Annotated in this window: 15 protein-coding genes; 7 read left to right on the top strand and 8 right to left on the bottom strand. The window is 63.8% G+C overall.

All coding sequences use genetic code 11. From position 1 onward, the window contains the following. Nucleotides 1–54 precede the first annotated feature (54 nt). The 4 genes from ACFVHU_RS14975 to ACFVHU_RS14990 are packed head-to-tail and all read left to right on the top strand — an operon-like array spanning nt 55 to nt 6,879. Complete coding sequence (locus ACFVHU_RS14975; protein ID WP_388025110.1) at nt 55–1,545, top strand: DUF3375 family protein; 1,491 nt, start codon at nt 55–57, stop codon at nt 1,543–1,545. Further along, nucleotides 1,542–2,321 (top strand): DUF4194 domain-containing protein, encoded by a 780-nt coding sequence (locus tag ACFVHU_RS14980; RefSeq protein WP_388025112.1) that lies wholly within the window; start codon nt 1,542–1,544, stop codon nt 2,319–2,321. The genes ACFVHU_RS14975 and ACFVHU_RS14980 overlap by 4 nt, the downstream gene beginning before the upstream one ends. Continuing rightward, nucleotides 2,318–5,704 carry an ATP-binding protein gene (locus ACFVHU_RS14985; protein WP_388025114.1) on the top strand — a complete coding sequence of 1,129 codons (3,387 nt, stop codon included), beginning with the start codon at nt 2,318–2,320 and terminating at the stop codon, nt 5,702–5,704. Before ACFVHU_RS14980 ends, ACFVHU_RS14985 begins: the two co-directional genes overlap by 4 nt. Then, a complete protein-coding gene (locus ACFVHU_RS14990; RefSeq protein ID WP_388025116.1) occupies nt 5,701–6,879 on the top strand; it encodes a Wadjet anti-phage system protein JetD domain-containing protein in 1,179 nt (392 codons plus the stop codon). The genes ACFVHU_RS14985 and ACFVHU_RS14990 overlap by 4 nt, the downstream gene beginning before the upstream one ends. Nucleotides 6,880–7,199: 320 nt before the next feature. Here ACFVHU_RS14990 and ACFVHU_RS14995 read toward each other — a convergent pair whose 3' ends face one another. From ACFVHU_RS14995 to ACFVHU_RS15005, 3 genes are read right to left on the bottom strand one after another with little or no spacing between them, the layout of a single operon-like run. Continuing rightward, entirely contained in the window at nt 7,200–7,718 is a 519-nt protein-coding gene (locus ACFVHU_RS14995) for a gamma carbonic anhydrase family protein (RefSeq protein ID WP_388025118.1), read from the bottom strand. Between the two features lie 37 nt (nt 7,719–7,755). Further along, entirely contained in the window at nt 7,756–8,598 is an 843-nt protein-coding gene (purU, locus tag ACFVHU_RS15000) for a formyltetrahydrofolate deformylase (protein WP_388025120.1), read from the bottom strand. A 47-nt stretch (nt 8,599–8,645) separates the two neighbouring features. Continuing rightward, a complete protein-coding gene (locus tag ACFVHU_RS15005) occupies nt 8,646–9,689 on the bottom strand; it encodes a flavin-containing monooxygenase (RefSeq protein ID WP_388025122.1) in 1,044 nt (347 codons plus the stop codon). A gap of 170 nt (nt 9,690–9,859) precedes the next feature. On the opposite strand from ACFVHU_RS15005, the gene ACFVHU_RS15010 reads away from it, so the two are divergent. Continuing rightward, nucleotides 9,860–10,726, top strand: coding sequence for a bifunctional methylenetetrahydrofolate dehydrogenase/methenyltetrahydrofolate cyclohydrolase (locus tag ACFVHU_RS15010; RefSeq protein WP_388025124.1), 867 nt, complete (start codon nt 9,860–9,862; stop codon nt 10,724–10,726). Nucleotides 10,727–10,774: 48 nt separating this feature from the next. On the opposite strand, the gene ACFVHU_RS15015 is transcribed toward ACFVHU_RS15010, so the two are convergent. From ACFVHU_RS15015 to ACFVHU_RS15030, 4 genes are read right to left on the bottom strand one after another with little or no spacing between them, the layout of a single operon-like run. Further along, nucleotides 10,775–12,166 carry an MFS transporter gene (locus ACFVHU_RS15015; protein ID WP_388025125.1) on the bottom strand — a complete coding sequence of 464 codons (1,392 nt, stop codon included), beginning with the start codon at nt 12,164–12,166 and terminating at the stop codon, nt 10,775–10,777. Nucleotides 12,167–12,198: 32 nt separating this feature from the next. Further along, nucleotides 12,199–13,419: an NAD(P)/FAD-dependent oxidoreductase gene (locus ACFVHU_RS15020; RefSeq protein ID WP_388025127.1), complete on the bottom strand. Its 1,221-nt coding sequence runs from the start codon at nt 13,417–13,419 to the stop codon at nt 12,199–12,201. Between the two features lies 1 nt (nt 13,420). Next, a complete protein-coding gene (locus ACFVHU_RS15025) occupies nt 13,421–13,744 on the bottom strand; it encodes a 2Fe-2S iron-sulfur cluster-binding protein (RefSeq protein ID WP_105657408.1) in 324 nt (107 codons plus the stop codon). A 15-nt stretch (nt 13,745–13,759) separates the two neighbouring features. Beyond that, nucleotides 13,760–15,025, bottom strand: coding sequence for a cytochrome P450 (locus ACFVHU_RS15030; protein ID WP_105657409.1), 1,266 nt, complete (start codon nt 15,023–15,025; stop codon nt 13,760–13,762). Nucleotides 15,026–15,130: 105 nt separating this feature from the next. Here ACFVHU_RS15030 and ACFVHU_RS15035 point away from each other — a divergent pair, with 105 nt between their 5' ends. Continuing rightward, nucleotides 15,131–16,042, top strand: a complete 912-nt coding sequence (locus ACFVHU_RS15035; RefSeq protein ID WP_388025128.1) for a LysR substrate-binding domain-containing protein — start codon at nt 15,131–15,133, stop codon at nt 16,040–16,042. Nucleotides 16,043–16,488: 446 nt separating this feature from the next. Here the strand turns inward: ACFVHU_RS15035 and ACFVHU_RS15040 are convergent, their stop codons facing one another. Continuing rightward, nucleotides 16,489–17,874 (bottom strand): MFS transporter, encoded by a 1,386-nt coding sequence (locus tag ACFVHU_RS15040; protein WP_388025130.1) that lies wholly within the window; start codon nt 17,872–17,874, stop codon nt 16,489–16,491. A 136-nt stretch (nt 17,875–18,010) separates the two neighbouring features. On the opposite strand from ACFVHU_RS15040, the gene ACFVHU_RS15045 reads away from it, so the two are divergent. After that, nucleotides 18,011–18,901, top strand: a complete 891-nt coding sequence (locus ACFVHU_RS15045) for a LysR family transcriptional regulator (protein WP_388025149.1) — start codon at nt 18,011–18,013, stop codon at nt 18,899–18,901. Nucleotides 18,902–18,931 lie beyond the last annotated feature (30 nt).

Genomic DNA, 18,931 nt, shown 5'->3' on the forward strand with positions numbered 1-18,931 from the left:
TGCCATGCTAAGCGTGAGAATAACTTGAAAGATCACGACAACTGTGGGGGAAACATGGTCAGTAGGATCGAAGGTGACGTTGCCCGGATCGAAGCGGCACTCAACACACCGACACTGAAGCTTCTTGACCGCAAGTCCGCAAGCATTGCGCTGCCGTTGTTCGCTAACGCCTTTCCTGAGGACGCGCAGGCCGTCCCGGTCGAGCAGTTCCACACCGTCGTCGACGCGCTGCTCGACGAACTTCGCGCCAGCGGGTCCGACATGGCTAGGACCACCAGCGGGAAGGCGCTGGCCATGCAGTGGGTTCGCGAACGATGGCTGTACCGTGATCCGGGCCAGGGCGAGGAGACGTACCAACTGACCGGCGATGCCAAGCAGGCTCTTGAATACGTCACCAGGTCCACGCGGACACAGTTGAACGTTTCCCTTTCACGCATCGAGACCATGCGCCGCGTTATCGCTGATGCTGCCCTTGCCGCGAATCCAAACCGCGAGGAACGCAAGCGTCGGCTTGCTGAGGAGATCGCCCGTCTTCAGGCCGAGTACGAGCACCTGGACTCGGGCGGTGAAATGCCGCAAGCGAGCGATTCGGAGCTGACCGAGCAGTTCTCTAACGTGCTGCGCGAGCTCGATGGCCTACCGTCGGACTTCCGCCGCGTCGAAGAGGCCGTCCGTGACATGCACCGGACTATCACGAAGAAGTTCCGGGAGGAGGAGCGTCCGATCGGCGAAGTCGTCGACGACTACCTCGAGCAGTCGACCAAGTTACTGAGTGCGACTCCGGAAGGCCGAGCATTCGAAAGCGCGACAGAGCTGCTACGCAACCGAGACTGGCTCATAAGTCTGCGCGACGATTTGGACCTCATTCTGTCGCACCCAATGGCGGGCATGCTCCTGCCCGACGAGACGAATCAGCTTAGGACGGCCGTAAGCGTGATCCGTCGTGGACGAGATGACGTCCTTGACCAGCGCCATCGCGCGAGCGCCACGCTGCGCGAGCACATTGAGAACTACGATCACATCCGCAACCGCGAGCTCGACGCGGCGCTCAAGGGTATCGACCGCGAGATGCGTGTGTGGATGCAGTCGGCCCGAGCCCGAGACCGAGTAGACATCGAAATCATCCCGCCGGCTATAGATATTGCCGCGCTCCGATTCCGAACTTTCGATCCAGACAGCGAGCGATCACCAGCGCCGCTCGAGGATGTGTCCACCCAGGCCCCTGCAGCGCTGTCCTTAGAAGAGATCCGCAAGCAAGGTGGACCGACTCTCGACCAATTGAGCGCACGCATCAATGCGCAGTTGAGCGTTGGCGCTCTCGAGTCGGCGGCAACATTGTTCAACGACCTGCCAATAGCTCTGCGTCGCCCAGTCGAGATTCTGGGCCTATTGCATCTGCTCACCCGTATAGGGGCCGAGATCAGCCCTGCGCTGCGGGAACAGGTTCTGGCCGTGCGCCCGGACGGGACCACTCGCCAATTCCACATGCCAGCGACGACCGTCCAGTCGACGACCGATGCCACCGACGGAGGCGAATCCAATTGACCGATGCCCTGCTTGACGACGCTAACGATGGCTTCGGCGAGGACGCTCTCAGCTTCTTCGATGCTTTCGACCAACCTGCGTCGAATTTCGAAGACGAGGGTGAGGTAGAGAGCCTGGCGCTGTTCGAAGGCGACACCGGCACGCTCTACCCGGAGCAGCGCCGCTGTCTGCACGCGCTGCTCAAACAGCGATATATTTCGGCCGAACGCCACCCCGAGCAATGGGCGACGCTCGTTGCTGACCAGGATCTCATCAAGAGCCGCCTCAATGATCTGTACCTCGAGCTGCACGTAGACCGCGAGTACCAGGTCGCGTTCAAGCGCCAGGCTCGTACCGAGACAGGGGATCGGCTTCCGTCATTGCTGAATGACCTCGCTCACCAAAAGGAGGAGACCATCGTCATGATCCATCTCCGGCAACGATTCTTCGCACAGCGCCAGGAGAACGACGATGCTGTTTTCGTCGACCGACAGAGCCTAATCGACGAGGTGGCCGATCAACGGCCTGAGCAAGCAACGGACCGTGCCATGGACCAGAAACGCGCCGACAAGGCGATCGAGAACTTGAACACGGCCGGAGTGCTCCTGAAGACCGGTGACCCGGATCGGTTCCGGATCTCACCGATCATCGAGGTGCTCATGCCTATCGAGAAGCTCCGCGCGCTGCTGGCGTGGTTCATGACCCAAAACGGAACCGGTCACGACGCACAGGACGAAGACGCACTCAATCCCAAGGCCGGCCCCGATCTATTGTTCGACAAAGGAGAGAACGAATGACGCTCGACATAATTATTCCGACTCAACCGAAACCTGAACCCGAGCATTCGCAGTGGCGAATGGAGTCGCTCCAGATGGTGAACTGGGGTGGGTTCCATGGCCATCACAAGATAAATTTCTCACCGGGTTCCACGCTGATGTCCGGCGCAAGCGGCACCGGAAAATCGACAGTGCTCGACGCGTACCTGGCGTTGATGATGCCCTCGGACATCCCGTTCAACGGCGCGTCCAACGACGCAGGCGGACGCGCACGATCGGCCGATCAGCGCAACCTGATGAGTTACCTGCGCGGCAAGATGGATTCCAGTAGCGTGGATGGTACCGGCGAGATGCGTGATCAGGTTCTGCGTGGTAGCGACGGTGAGCCGATCTGGGGCGCGTTAGCTGGTACTTTCATCAACGACGGAGGCCGACGCTACACGGTCGTTCGCATCTACTTCGCTAAGGCGGGAGCTAGCGGGACCTCCGACGTCACCACGACCTACGCAGCTTACGACGGTTACCTCGATATCTCCCGTCTAGAACCTCTGGCGGCCTCGCGCTTCGAGAAGCGCGCACTCAAGATTGGCATCCCCGGACTGGCGACTTTCAACACGTTCCGCGAATTTGAGGCCACCATCCACACCCGTTTGGATATCGGTGGCGGCGACGGCGGACGGAAGGCTATGCGCCTTCTTTCACGCGTCCAGGCAGGCATGGAGGTTAAGCGCGTCGACGGGCTATATAAGACGATGGTGCTCGAGAAGCCGATCACCTATGAAGCCGCCGACACGGCGCTCATGCACTTCGCTGATCTCGAAGCTTCATACGCGAAGATGGTTGATGCTGCGAATAAGGAGAAGGCACTGGCGCGTTTGCCCGATCTGCAGAAGGATCTGACAGAAGCTGAGTCGACCGCGCAGTTCATTGGCAAATTCGGTGCAGGTCTCGATGGCCCTTCGCCGTTCCGATTGTGGCGGCTGAGGACCGAACGCACGTTGCTCGACACGGCTGCAGACGAGAACCGAACCGAGCACAGCGAAATTACATCAACGCTCGCAAAGTCAAAGGCAGAGGAGACTCAGTACGAAGCAAGACTCGTCGAGATCAGGGATGACAAGCGCAGCAACGGTGGTGAGGCGATTGAGGAACGCAAACACGAAATCGCCCGGCTTGAGCGCAGCCAGGGCGAGGTGCACACGGCATTCATAAGGTTCCAGACTCGCACCGAGGCAATTGGCCTTGTCGCGCCGGAGACGGCCGAGCAGTTCGATGACGCGCAACGCGCCTCCGCCGAGTTCCTTACAGAGTTTGAGGAAAGAGAACGGGCTCTCCAGGCCGAGGAAGACATCGTCCAGATGGAGCTCGCACCCCTGAGGAGCCGTAAGTTCGATCTCCTCGACGAGCAACGCTCGCTCGAAGGCCGCAAGAGCGCCGTGCCGAGACGAATGCATCTCGCCCGGGTAGCCATGGCCGAGGCTGCGGGGCTTGACCCCGAGGAAGACCTGCCGTTCGTTGCTGAACTCCTTGACCTTCTCCCGGACGAGGCTCACTGGCGCACCGCTGTGGAGAACACGCTGGGCGGCATCGCGCGTACGCTCCTCATCGACCGCCGGATCCGCGACCAATTTTCGGCGGCTATAGACGGCCTTCGTATTAGTCCACGGCTGAATTACCAAGGTGTTCAACCTGAAGAACACCAGGAATGGCGGGGAAACCCGAGCTATGTGTCAGGAAAACTCGCGTTCAAGGACTCACCTTTCTCGTCATGGGTCCAGAACCGCGTGAGCAGCGATAACGTTGACCATCTCTGCGTGCCCGACACCAGGTCTCTCAGTGGCTCCGGCGCGCGGGTCACCCCATCCGGGCAGACGCGCAATGGTAGTCGTGGCGCACACGGAGAGTCTGGCGACGGCAATATCATTGGCTTCTCCAATGAACGCCGACTCTCCGACATTGAGATGCTGCTCGCCGACCTCGAACCACAGATCGATGCTATGCAGGGCCAGATCAAGGCTATTCGAGCACGAGTCAGCAATCTCCGCCTGCAGCGTGACGCTCACCGATTCGTTGTGGATACCGACTGGACCAGCATCGACCTGCTCGGCATCGACGAGCGGATACGCGAGCTCAAAGGCCAGATCCAGCGGTTGCGTGCCGCGAACTCGATCCTCGACGAGCTCGAGGCCGAGGAAGAACGGATCACGCCTCTGCACAAAGAGGCGACGCGCGTGCGAGTTCTCGCTGAGGAACGACTCAAGACGCTTACTAGAGAACACGGTCAGCTCGTATCCGAACAGGACAAGATCCAGGATGGCATCGATGCCGTCGTCAATGCGCAGGCCGCAGCAGTGACCGATGAGCAACAGGCATACCTAGACAAGTTGTTCACTGCTAGCTGGGATGTCACGGACCTCAAGGCATTTAGCTCTAACGTGCGTGCTTTGCGCAAGCGATTGAGCGATGAAATAGCCGCTGCGCGACAGCGCGTTCAGCGGGCCACTAGCTCGATGGAGACTATGTTTGAGGCTTACAAGGCGCGCTGGGACGAGCACAACCTCGGTACCGCTCCAGCATCTGCGGATGGCTATCGCGAGATCCTAGACAAGATCCGCGCCGAAGGCTTGCATGAGCGCCGCGACCGTTGGCGTCGCGAGCTCGCCTCGTGGTCCAGCGACGATCTCCTAGGTCTCAACGACGCATTCGACCTTGCGCTCGAGGATATTGAGGAGAGGCTGGTTCCGATCAACAGCATCCTCGAGAAACTCCCATTCGGCGGGAAGGGAGTCCTGCAGATTAAGTCACGTCGCCTGCAAAGCGATGACCTGATCAAGTTCCGCAGAGGTTTGCGAGAGCTTTCTTCCGGACTCGCGCTCGAGATGTCCGACCAGCAGATCGTGACTCGGTTCACGAGGCTCCGCGACTTTATGAAGAGCATCGCCGTACCGGATGGTCGTGCCTCGACGTCGCAGCGTGATCGTTATCTTGACGTGCGCCAACATGTCGTAATCACCGCGGTCGTTCTCGACAACGTCCTGAATCGGCGCGAGATCGCGACCCATGACTCACTCGGTGGCAAGTCCGGCGGTGAGACGCAGGAACTCGTCGCGTTTATCGTCGGCTCGGCCTTGCGCTACCAGCTCGGCGACGAGACTCGTTCGCGCCCGAGGTTCGCTCCGGTCTTCCTCGATGAAGGCTTCGTGAAGTCCGACAGCGAGTTTGCCGGACGATCGGTCCGCGCCTGGCAGGACCTCGGATTCCAGCTCGTCATTGGCGCTCCGCTGGACAAGGTCACAGCCCTGGAGCCGCATATGGATCTGCTTCTTACTGTCACCAAGAACGAACGCGGCTATTCCTTCGTCGTCGACCTTCAGGACGACTCCAATACGAGTGGCGTCGCATGAAGACGCCCGAAGTCATCACGACCGACATCCGTCGGCGTCTGACCACTCGCTGGCATGCGGATCTCTCCGGCGTCGACCAGGCATTTCCGCATAGGTTCCCGCTCGGGCGGCCTACGGCGACTGAATTGCGCCAGGATTATGCCACGATTCATGCGAAGACTGTCGACTTGCAGGACTGGGCCCGCATCCACGCTATAACACTCGAGTATGCGAACCGTGCTGCCCGAGGAGGTACCACACAGGCGGTGCCGACGCATGCGCGGATTGATTCGATCGACCATGCCGCTGCAGTCGTAGCCGGCGAGTGGCCAGCGCGCCTCGTCCGAGGGCATGAACGACTTGACGTCGTGCGTTCGCGGTTCCCCCAAGTCTCCGACGTTGGGCGGATCATCCGCATGATCGACGACTACAGCGATGTGGACTTCGCGTTGCTGCTCACCGTCGCGGACTGGTACCTCGCGGACCCTACGCGCGCGATGGCTGGCGTCACTCCTCGTCAGATGCCGATCCCCGGTGTCCACGCGAAGTGGCTGCAGAACCACGGTGCAGGCGTGCGAGCGTTGACCCGTCTCGACGATCTCGGGCTACTGCCTAGCCACCCACCGCGTGTGCACTTCACGTATCTCGACCCGGGATATCGAATGTCTGGCGGACGGACCCACGACTCGGCCACGGTGGGCGACGCGTTCCGGCCAGCATACCCGCCCGAGATCGTCGTCATCTCGGAGAACAAGGACACTGCGATCCATTTCCCGCCCATCAGAGGTGGCATCAGCGTCGAGGGTCAGGGCAGTGGAGGCAAGACCTTGGCCGCGTTCGACTGGATCCGCAATTCTCCCGTCGTCGTCTACTGGGGAGACATCGATAAGGAAGGACTCGAGATCCTCAATGGGTACCGGGCCGACTTCGACAGAGATATCGACACGATGCTGATGGATGTGGACACGTACATTGAGTTCGAGCGATTCGGCACGAGCCATGACAAGCACGGGAATCTCATCGTCACAAGCGAGCCCAAACCTGTCGAACGACTTCGCGCAGATGAGAAGAATCTGTATCTATTGCTTCTCAGCGCACAACTCCCAGGGAACCGCCGGATCGAACAAGAGCGCATCCCATTAGAGCGGGCGGTGGCAAGCATCTACGGGATTCGAAAGCAGATCGCCGGCGAATAATGTAGTTGGCATCGCCAGCATCGCCAGTATCGCCTGCTTCACTACTGCGAGTGGGTCAGCTGCCGCGGCAATTACCCGATCTGACCGATTCCCGGCCTTAGAAGTAGTCAGTCCGAGGGCATCTCATGATCCGAGGCCTCATGTGCTGATCTTCTTGGACGATGTGCCATCCTAAATAGTTTCGATTTGGTCGGTGGCTTCGTAATCGCTACAAACCTACACTGACTTCTCGAAAGCACTGTCGCGTTCGATGAAACTACGTACATCCTTCAAGCTACGAGGCATCCCCGGTCCTCGCTAATCTCAGAATTCGCCGCGGCTTAAGCGTTCGCCGCCAGGTGCTTTGCGGATAGCTTCAGGTAGTGATCGGCGTTGGTCTTCAACCCGGCCACTTCCTCATCGCTTAGTTCGCGGCGCACCTTCGCCGGAACGCCGGCCACCAGCGACCGCGGTGGAACCTGCGTGCCCTCCAACACCAGCGCGCCGGCAGCCACAAGCGACTGCTCGCCAATCACCGCGCCATTCATGATGGTCGCGCTCATGCCCACAAGGCAGCCGTCACCTACGGTGGCGCCGTGCACCACTGCCGAGTGTCCCACCGACACTCTCGCGCCCAAGGTGCAAGGGAAACCGGCATCCGCGTGAAGCACGACGTTGTCCTGCAAGTTGGTGCCTTCACCCACGCGAATCGGTGCAGAGTCCCCGCGCACCGATACCCCGTAGAAAGCGCTGGAACGATCGGCCAAGGCCACGTCCCCGCTCAACACTGCGGTGGGTGCGACAAAAACGTTCTCGCCGACCTGTGGGGTCGACCCTTCAATAGTAATAATGTGGCTCATGCCACCCACTCTAATTGTCGCGGGGGCACGGTGCGAGTTACGAGAACACGATGGTGCGCTGGCCGTCGAGCATCACGCGATGCTCGGCATGCCACTGCACGGCGCGGGTCAGTGTCCGGCCCTCTACGCTGCGACCCAGCTCAACGAGCTGCTCGGCGGTGCGGGTGTGCGAGACGTGGGTGACTTCCTGGTCGATGATCGGACCTTCATCCAGGTCAGCGGTGACGTAGTGCGCGGTGGCGCCGATCAGCTTCACGCCGCGGGCGTAGGCCTGATGGTATGGCTTCGCGCCCTTGAAGGAGGGCAGGAAGGAATGGTGGATGTTGATGACTCGGCCTTCCATGCGCTCGCACAGCGAATCCGAGAGGATCTGCATGTAGCGGGCAAGCACCACCAGCTCGATGCCGTAGTCCTCGGCGAGCTTGAGCAGCTCAGCCTCGGCCTGCGACTTGTTCTCCTTGGTCACCGGCAGGTGCACGAAGTCCACCCCGTAGAAATCGGCCATCGGCTTCAGATCCAGGTGGTTGGAGACGATCACCGGCACATCGATGGGCAAGGTGCCAGCACGCTGGGCGAACAGCAGGTCGTTGAGCGCATGCCCGGCCTTGGAGCACATGATCATGGTGCGGGTGCGCTTGGAACGATCGTCCACCCGAAGGGTCATGTGGAAATCGTCGCGGATGGGAGCGAGCCCCGCACGGATCTGCTCCAAGGACTGCTCGGTGGCTACCTCGATGCGCATGAAGAAGGTGCCGGTCTCCGGCGAGAGGAACTGCTGGGACTCGGTGATATTGCAACCGGCACCCAGCAGACCTCCGGAAATGGCGTGGACGATGCCGGGACGGTCGAAGCAAGATAGGGTGACGATGTACTGGTTCATGGATTCTAAGGTAGCGCCCGCCAGCGATGTTCTGCCAATCCCGTGAGCTACGTTGCGCTGACCGCGAGCCGCTGAACGTATTGCGCGGCCGCCAGCGCGGCCTTCCTCCCGGCCCGGGTAGCACCCAAAGTCGAAGCCGACGCGCCATAGCCGACGAAGAACAGCCCGGGCACCGCCACCGCGGCTACCCCGTCCTCCATCAGGATGCCGCCTTGAGCCGTGTGCAGTTTCAGATCGCGCAAATGCCGGTGGGCATGCCGGAAGCCGGTCGCCCACAGGATCGCATCGATCTTTTCGCGTGACCCGTCGGCGAAGACGACGGCGTCGGATTCCAGCCGGTCGATCTTCCCCCTCGAGACCAGCGCCCCGGAGGCGATCCCGGCACGCATCTTCTCGGTGAGCAGCAACCCGGTGGTGCCCACCACCGACTTCGGCGGCAGCCCTGCACTGGTGCGCTCATTGACCTGGCGCTCCACTTCCTGGCCCCATTCGGCACCGGTGGGAACGTTGCGCCAGTCCGGTGCGCTGCGCGTGGACCACAGGGTATCCACGCCGGCAGCGCGCAACTGCACGATGAACTGGGTGGCACTGGCGCCGGCCCCGACCACCAAAACGCGCTGCCCGGCGAATTGCTGCGGGGAGACGAAGCCATTTGTGTGCACCTGCGGACCATCGAAGCGCCCGGGGTAGACCGGCCAGAACGGATTGGACCAGGTGCCGGTGGCGTTGATGATGGTGCGTGCCCGGTAATCCGCATCGGCGTGCACCACGAAGATTTCTCCGTCTTTTTCGACCGAGGTCACCGGTGCGCCGTGGCGTACCGGCAACGTGAAGCGCTGTTCGTATTCCGCGTAGTACTCGGACACCACCTGCGAGGCCGGGCGGGTGGAATCCTGCACCTCAAGCGGGAAATCGGGCAAGGGGTGGATATGATGCGCATCGCCCAGCGTGAGGGTATCCCAGCGGTGCTGCCAGGCCCCGCCGGGTGCAGGGTTCGCATCGAGCACCAGGAAGTCGATGCCGCGCTTGGCCAGATGGTAGGCGGCGGCAAGCCCTGCTTGCCCTGCGCCGATCACGATTGTCGAGTACACGCTTAAGGTAACCCTGCGCACTTCAAAGTCATTCCCGAAGCCATTTTCGCTACACTGGAACGCGTGACTGGCGTTAGGTGGGTAACCACCAGGGAGCTAATCGTGCGAGCCGCGCGCCTGGGTTTGCACACCACCCGCCTTGGGAACAGGGCACCTACGGAAGGAACAGCGTGAGCGCACGCATTCTCGACGGCAAGGCCACCGCGGCCGCCATCAAGCAGGAACTGGCCGAACGCGTCGCCAAGCTCAAGGCTGCCGGGCACACCACCGGATTGGGCACCATCCTGGTCGGCAACGACCCGGGCTCGGCCTGGTACGTCGGCGGCAAGCACAAGGACTGCGCCGAGGTGGGCATCGAGTCGATCCGCGTGGACCTGCCCGAGGAAACCACCCAGGACGAGCTGCTGGCCAAGGTGCGCGAGCTGAACGAGAACCCGGACTGCACCGGCTACATCGTGCAGCTGCCGCTGCCCAAGCACATCGATACGGATACGATCCTGGAGGCGATGGACCCGGAGAAGGACGCCGACGGCCTGCACCCGATGAACCTGGGCCGCCTGGTGGCCAACGTCAACCGCCCGATGTCCTCCCCGCTGCCATGCACCCCGCTGGGCTGCGTGGAACTGCTGGCCCGCCACGATATCGACCTGAACGGTAAGCACGTGCTGGTCCTGGGCCGCGGCGTGACCATTGGCCGCCCGGTCGGCCTGCTGCTGACCCGCCGCGATGTGAACGCGACTGTGACCTTGGCCCACACCGGCACCACCAACCTCCCCGAGCTGCTGGCCCAGGCCGATGTCGTCATCGCCGCCGCCGGCGTGCCGCACATCATCAAGGCCGACGCCATCAAGCCCGGCGCGATCGTGCTCGACGTGGGCGTCTCCCGCGTGGATGGCAAGGTCACCGGCGACGTCGATCCAGCTGCTGCCGAGGTTGCCTCGTGGATTTCGCCCAACCCAGGCGGCGTAGGCCCGATGACCCGGGCCATGCTGCTGAACAACGTGGTCGAGGCCGCCGAGCGCAACGCAGCGAAGTAAACGCGAAACCGGCAGCCCGCCATTGGCGGGCTGCCGGTTTTTTGATCCCTACAGTGCGTCCTGGGGCACGGGCTGCGCAGCGCTGCGCTTGTCGAAGACCAGCGCGCCGACTTCCTGCTCGGCCTGGTTGCCGATGCCCAAGTCGATGCCGCTGCGATCACGCACCATGCTGACCGCCGCCAGCGATATTGCGGTAAGCGCGAACAGGTACCAGCCGACCGCCGTGGTCCCGCCGGTGGCCTGCACCAGCGCGGTGGCGATCATCGGGGCGAACGCCCCGCCCAGTATCGCGCCGAAAGCGTAGGAAATGGAAACCCCGGAGAAGCGCACCGAGGCGGGGAACAGCTCGGAGTACAACGCGGCCTGCGGACCGTAGGAGAAGCCCAGACCGATGGCGAACAACGCGAACGCCACGTAGAGCAGCGGCAGGCTAGCGGCGTTGACCAGCCAGAATAGCGGGAAGATGCACAGCAGCTGGCTGATGAAGCCGATCTGGTAGGTGCGCTTGCGCCCGATCCTGTCGGCCACGACCCCGGAGAGCAGGGTGAAGGCGAACCACATGACTGCACCGAAGGAGACGGCCAGCAGCACCTGCGTGCGGGTGAAGCCCACAGGCCCCTCAGGGTCCGTCATATAGGCCTGCAGGAATCCGCCGGTGGTCATGTAGCCGGCGGCATTGTTGCCAGCGAAAATCAGCGCGGCAACCAGCACCAGCAGCCAGTGCTTCTTGAACAGCACCACGATCGGAACGCGGGTCTGTGCCTTCTTCTGCGCGATCTCCTCGAAGACCGGGGACTCGTCCACCGAGCGGCGGATGAAGTAGCCCACCACGATCAGCACGAAGCTGAGCAGGAACGGCACGCGCCAACCCCAGGCCATGAACTGCTCGCCGGGGGAGATCACGCCGGTCATCAGCGCCATCATTCCCGAGGCCAGCAGCATGCCCAGCGGCACGCCGAGCTGCGGGTAGGCGCCGGCCCGGGCGCGACGGTCCTTCGGGGCGTGCTCAACGGCCATCAGCACCGCGCCGCCCCATTCGCCACCGGCGGAGATGCCCTGGATGATGCGCAAGAGCAGCAGCAGGATCGGGGCCAGCACGCCCGCGGTCTCATAGGTGGGCAGCACGCCGATCAGCGTGGTGGAGGCGCCCATGAGGGCCAGGGTGAGCACCAGCATGGCGCGCCGGCCGATTTTGTCCCCGTAGTGCCCGGCTAAGAACGCGCCCAGCGGGCGGAAGAGGAAGGAAATGCCGACGCTGGCGAAGGAGAGCAGCAGGCCGATCTGCGCGCCGGCTGGTTCGAAGAACAGGTGGGCGAAGATCAGCCCCGCTGCGGTGGCGTAGATGAAGAAGTCGTACCACTCGATGGTGGTGCCGATGACGGTGGCGAAGGCGACGCGCCGCTGGCTGGTGCCGGGGTGCCGCTGGGTGGGTGTGCTCATGAGCTGACCTCATTGGGATAGTAGTGGGGGTGCTAGGCCGCGACCGGTGCGGCGTTGGCCAGGTCCTTCAGGGATGCTCCAGCGAGCATCGCTTCGGTGATGCGCTCGCCGCGGGCCAGCAGCTTGCGTGCGGCAGCGTGGTCGGCGGGACGGTTAATGGATTCCACCGCGACCAATTGCCCGTCGCGCAGCCGTGCGATGGAGAATTTTTCGCTGCCCGGGTCGCCCAGCAGCACGCTGCTGTCGGTGGGCTCGGCCAGCCCGGCGATTTGCAGCCGGTGGCGGCCCTGGATGCTCCAGAACCAGGCAATCTCCGAGTACGCCGTGGGCTCGCCGCACAGGGTGCGGGCCAGGCTGCGCGCCTGGTCCGCGGCGTTCTGCACCGACTCCAACCGCACCCGCGTGCCGTCGCGCCCGACATTGGCGCAGTCGCCCACCGCGTAGACGCGCTCATCGCTGGTGCGCAGCGCGGCATCCACCAGGATGCCGTTCTCGCACTCCAATCCCGATGCTTCGGCCAACTCAATGTTGGGGAGCACGCCGATGCCGTAGACCACCAGATCCGCCCGGCAGCTTTCCCCGGCGGAGGATTGCACTAGCAAATCCTCCTGCACGTCAATGGACTGCACGCCTTCGCCCAGGCGCAGCTCGATGCCGTCGCCGCGATGGGCCTGGGCGAACCAGTTGGAGAGCTGGGCGGAAACCGAACGGTTCAGCACCCGGGGAGCGGAGTGCAGCACCGTGACATCGATCCCGCGGGCCCGGGCCGAGGCCGCGAACTCCAGACCGATGAAGCCGGCACCGGCCACGACGACCCGCTGGGCGCCGTCCAGCTGCCGGCGCAGGATTTCCGCGTCCTGCAGCGTGCGCAGCCCGATGACCCGCGGGTCCTCGGCGCCGGGGCAGGACAGCACCCGGTTGCGTGCGCCGGTGGCGAAGACCAGCCGGTCATAGCCGCGTTGCTGCCCGTCGGACAGGGTCACGGTGCGTGCGGCGCGGTCAACGGCGGTGGCGCGCGCACCGGTCAGCAGTTCGATGCGCTGCTGGGCGTAGAAGTCCTCCGAGCGCAGCGGCAGCACCTCGGGTTCCTGGGCGGAAGCCACGAAGTCCTTGGACAGCGGAGGGCGCTGGTAGGGCTGTTGCGCGCCCTGGTCGACCAAGGTGATGGCGCCGGCATGGCCGTGCTCGCGCAGCGTTTCGGCCAGCTGCACGCCGGCGTGGCCGGCGCCGATGATCAGGATGCTTTCGTTCATTTCAGACCTGTTCGGAGGGTACGGCCACGCGGATGGACTGCAATGCGCCGCCCAGGGAAACCTGGCAGCCCAGCCGGCTGTTCGCGGTGCGCTCTGCGGTGGTGCAGTCGAGCATTTCGTCTTCGTCTTCCGAGAGTTCTGGAAGACCAGCTGCATCCTCGGGGTTAACGTAGACGTGGCAGGTGGCGCACATGGCCTGGCCGCCGCATTCGCCGACGATCCCGGCGATGCCGTTGGTGACGGCAGCGCGCATGATGTTGCCGCCTTCGGCGACCTCGACGTCGGTCGCGGTGCCGTTTGGCTGTTCAAAGGTGATGGTAGGCATGGAAGGCTCCTTGTATTAGGCGTCCCAGAGGACGCGCATTTTGGTCATGCCGCGGAAGACCCAGCCGGCATCGATGCTGGCGGTGGCCGGATCCAACCGCAGATTGGGCAGCTTCTCGAAGACCGCCGGCAGGGCGACCTGGGCCACCTGGGCCCGGGCGATCCAGGTGCCGGCGCAGAAGTGCACACCGCCGCCGAAGGCCAGGTGCGGCTTCTTCTCGCGGAAGATGTTGAACGTTTCGGGATCCTCGAAGACCAACGGGTCGCGGTTGGCCGCGCCTAGCACCACTCCGAGGCGCGCACCGGCTGGCAGGCTGATGCCTTCGAGCACCAGCTCCTGGGTGGTTTCACGCGGGTACATGCCGATCGGGGCGACCCAGCGCACCGATTCCTCGAAGGCCTTGGGGAGCAAAGCCGGGTCCTGGCGTACCGCCTGCAATTGCTCGGGGTTCTCCAGCAGCGCCCAAACGGTGGTGGCCAGCACGTCGCGCGGCTCGTTCAGCCCGCCGCCGATGGTCATCTTCAGGTTGGCGCGGATGGCTTCCAGCGGGATCGGCATGGTGGCCAGGTTGGAGAGCAGCGAGTGGTCCGGGTTCTTCGCCAGATAGGGGAGCATCTCGTCGATGGCCGCGTCGACCTCTGCCGAGGAAGCCTCTGCCTTGGCCCAGACCTCTGGGTCATCGGCGTAGTTGCCGGTGCCGTCGATCATGGTCTGGCTCCAGCGCTGCATGTCCTGCTGGGTGGCATTGTGGAAGCCGCAGATCAGCCGCAGGTTCTCCGCGGTGTACGGTGCGGCGTAGTCCCAGACGAAGTCCGAACCCGGCCCCTTGGCGAGCAGCTGGCCCAGGTACTTCTCGTTGTTCTGCGCGAAGATCCCGTTCCAGTGCTTCTTGATGGTGCCCGGGCGCAGGGTCGCTCCGTAGGAGTCGCGGTCCACCTGGTGCTCCGGGTTGTCCTTGCGCAGCATCGAGTGGCCCATGGACCGCTTCATCAGCGAGTTGCGCTCGTTGGCGGAGAAGCGGGCTTCGTCCTGCTCGATCTCGTGGCAGGCGGCGTAGGAGGTCACCATGTAGCGGTTCACCGCCGGGACCCAGTGCAGCGGGGCCTCGGCGCGCAGGCGCTGGTAGATCGGGAACGGATCGCGGTACAGGTCCTCGATTTTTACCCAATCGGCGACCGGGGCCTCGCGGACTGCGGATTCGGTGCTGGCGTGCGGCACTGGTGCGGTGCCGGGGGTGGCCTGGGCGCCGGTGAACGGGCAGGTCGCTGGGGCGGTGCTCATGCTGTCTCCTTAGTGGTTCCTTGTTCAATCACTAGTGTGAGGCAGGCCATAACCACGGGTAAAATGGTTATATTCGAGGAATATCCACTGAATAAGCGAGGAATAGTGCCGAATTTTACGCTGCGTCAGCTCGAATGCCTGGCCGCCGTAGGGCAGCTGGGCTCCATCACCGCCGCCGCGCAGTCACTGAATTTGTCAGCCTCCGCGGTGACCGGCGGGCTCAACGAGCTTGAACGCGTGCTGAACACGCAGCTGACCATCCGGCGCAAGGCCCATGGCGTGAGCCTGACCCCGGCCGGGCGCTACGTGCTGGACGAGGCACAGGGAATCCTGCAGGCCTCCAGGGACCTGGAGCAAATGGCCAGCGGTGCCGGGGAAGTGCTGGCCGGAAAGGTTCGGGTGGGCTGCTACTCGTCGCTGGCGCCCACGGTGCTTCCGGAGCTGCTCGCCGAATACGGGCAGCGCTACGCGCAGGTGGAAGTCGATTTCTTCGCCGGCACGCAGCAGGAGATCTTCCAGATGCTGGCCGCCGGGACGCTGGATCTGGCCTTCGTCTACGACTTCGGCCTGCCCGAAGGCATCGAGCGCACCCAACTGTTCCGCACCGAACCCTATGTGCTGCTGCCCGCGGGGCATACGCTGGCCGAAGAGCCGAAGGTGCCGCTGGTGCGGCTGGCCAGCGAGCCGATGATCCTGCTGGATGTCCCGCCGAGCCGCGAGCACACGCAGAACCTGTTCGAATCCGCCGGGGTCGAGCCGTGGATCCGCTACCGCACCGCCGACTTCGAGGTGACCCGCTCCATGGTGGCCCGCGGGCTCGGCTACGCGGTGCTGGTCCAGCGCCCGGCGGTGGATGTTTCCTACGAGGGGCTGGACCTGGTGGTGCGCCCTATCCACCCGGTGGCCCGAACGGTGCGCGTCGCACTGGCCCGCCCCCGCGCCGTCGCCCCGTCCAAGGCGGCCACCGCCATGCATGACCTGGCACTAGAACTGCATTCGACGAACCCCGCTCACTGACCGGGCTACTGTCTGGCGGAGCAGGCACCCGCATCCGCGGGCCAATGCCGCAAGGCCAACGCCCGGAGTATCCTCGGTGCCGCTGGTGGGCTTGGGGCGCAGCCGCTGGGAGGACTGCATTAAGACAGCGGCCGAACGCCAACGCCACGAGCGCGACGAGGAGGGGAACGGCTGGTGCTTGCCCGCGGCATTCATGGGCACGGCCCGGGCTGGTAGCCCCGACCTTCTGGATCCTGACTGATCGGTGCAATCATCTTCGCAGCCCGCCGACGGCATGTGGCCCGCGCTGCGGCCGGCGCCGAATCGGTGCGGCGCGAACGCAATGCCCGCGGCGAGATCGAATAGACCGAGTTCCGCAAACGACTGGATGTGGTGCGCACCAAGCTGAAATAGAAAAGCCCGATGGCCCGTTCGGAAACGGGCCATCGGGCTTATGCTTGCAGCGCCTAGGCGTCCTGGGTAGCCTTCACAGCATCAGCGCGGCGCTTGTCGAAGACCAGCGCGCCGACTTCCTGCTCCGCTTGGTTGCGGAAGGACAGGTCGATGCCCGAGCGGTCGCGGATCATGCTGACCGCGGTGAAGGAAATCGTGACGACAACCAGCAGGTAGATCGCCACCGCGGTGGTGCCACCGGTTGCTTGCACCAGCGCCTGGGCGATGGTCGGCGCGAATGCGCCGCCGACGATCGCGCCGATCGCGTAGGAGATCGAGACGCCGGAGAAGCGTACCGAGGCCGGGAACAGCTCCGAGTAGAGCGCCGCCTGCGGGCCGTAGGTCAGCCCCAGTCCGATGGAGAACAGGCCGAAGGCCAGGTAGAGCAGGCCCAGCGAGCCGGAGTTGACCAGTGCGAAGACCGGGAAGAGCGAAGCTGCCAGAATAATGAAGCCGATCTGGTAGGTGCGCTTGCGCCCGATCTTGTCGGCCAGCAGGCCAGCGACCAGGGTCATGACCAGCCATACGGCGGCGCCGAAGGCCACGGCGACCAGCACGTCGGTGCGCTCCAGCCCGACCGGGCCATCAGGGTTGGTGGTGTAGGCCTGGAAGAAGCCGCCGGTGGTCATGTAGCCTGCGGCGTTGTTGCCGGCGAAGACCAGCGCGGCAATGAGCACCAGTGGCCAGTGCTTCTTGAACAGCACCAGGATCGGCACGGCGGTCTGCGCCTTGTTCTCGCTGATTTCCTCGAAGACCGGGGACTCGTCCACCGAGCGGCGCACGAAGTAGCCGACGGCGATCAGGATAATCGACACCAGGAACGGAACGCGCCAGCCCCATTCGAGGAACGCATCGCCGGGGGAGATCACCCCGGTCATCAGCGCCATGGTGCCCGAGGCCAGCAGCATGCCCAGCGGCACGCCCACCTGCGGGTAGGAGCCTGCGCGGCCGCGGTGGCCATCGGAGGCGTGCTCGACGGCCATCAGCACTGCGCCGCCCCATTCGCCGCCAGCGGAGATGCCCTGCAGGATGCGCAGCAGCAGCAGCATGATCGGCGCCCAGATGCCTGCGGTCTCGTAGGTCGGCAGCACGCCGATCAGCGTGGTGGCTGCACCCATCAGCGCCAGGGTCAGGACCAGCATCGCACGGCGGCCGATCTTGTCGCCGAAGTGCCCGGCCAGGAATGCGCCCAGCGGGCGGAAGAGGAAGGACAGGCCGACCGAGGCGAAGGAGATCAGCAGCGCGATCTCCTGGCCTGCTGGTTCGAAGAACAGCTGGCTGAAGACCAGGCCTGCTGCGGTGGCGTAGATGAAGAAGTCGTACCACTCCACGGTGGTTCCGATGACCGTCGCGAAAGCTACGCGGCGCTGGTTGGCCTTGGCGGCCTTGGATTGTGTCATAGTGCTTCCCTTGCGAGTGGTACCGAGGCGTCGATCACTGGCACCTGAGTTTTGGGTCACTCCAGTGTGGCACCAAGCACAAGTAAGGTAAACTTCAAATATCTGCAAAACTTCTGAAGGCTGGCTTATGTATTCGATGCGCCATCTGGAAATCATGGCTGAACTTCCCGCCCACAGCACGCTCGGTTCGGCGGCCAGCGAATTGAGAATCTCGGAATCGGCCTTGTCGCAGGCAATTACCGCCATCGAGAAGCATGCCGGGGAGACCTTGTGCCTGCGCCGCAAGGCCCACGGGATCCGGCTCACCGCTTCGGGTCAGCACTTCGCCGCCATGGCCCGGAAGATCCTTTCCGATGTCGGCGAATTGCGTGCAACATTCCCGCAAACCGAAGGAGCGCTGCGCGGGCCGGTGCGCTTCGGCTGCTTCGCTTCGCTCTCTCCGCACCTGATTCCGGCCACGCTGGAAGGGTTCGACCACCCCGAGGTGCAGCTCGATGTGCGCGTAGGCACCCACGAGGACTTGCTGCCGGCCCTGCGAGAGGGCGAGATCGATGTTGCTTTCGTCTATGACCTGCAGCTGCCCGCGGACATGGACAAGCAGAGGATCTACCAGACCGAGATGCAGGTCGTGCTGCATCCCGAGCACCGGCTGGCCAACCTCGCCCGGCCGCTGGAATTGGCCGACTTGGTCGACGAATCGCTGATCATCTACGAGTCCGACCCGAGCACCGAGCACCAGCAGCAGCTCTTCGCCTCCCAGGGCCTGCAGCCCAGGATCGCTGCCTCGGTCCCGCAGATGATCCTGGTCTCCGCGATGGTGGGCCGCGGCCTGGGCTACGGGCTGCTCATGCGCCGCCCGAACAATGCCGAGGTCTCCATCGAGGGCCGCCCGCTGGCCTTCCGCGAGCTCAAGGCCCCCAACTACCCGAACGCGGTCGTGGCGATCACGCCCAAGGGGGTCCAGATCCCGGCCCGCGTCCAGGCGCTGATCGACCACTGCACCTGCGCAATGGCTGAGTCCTGGTAGACGCGCACCCCCGGGGCGCGCATAATGGCC

The sequence above is a fragment of the Glutamicibacter sp. NPDC127525 genome (assembly GCF_042672105.1).
GTDB lineage: Bacteria > Actinomycetota > Actinomycetes > Actinomycetales > Micrococcaceae > Glutamicibacter.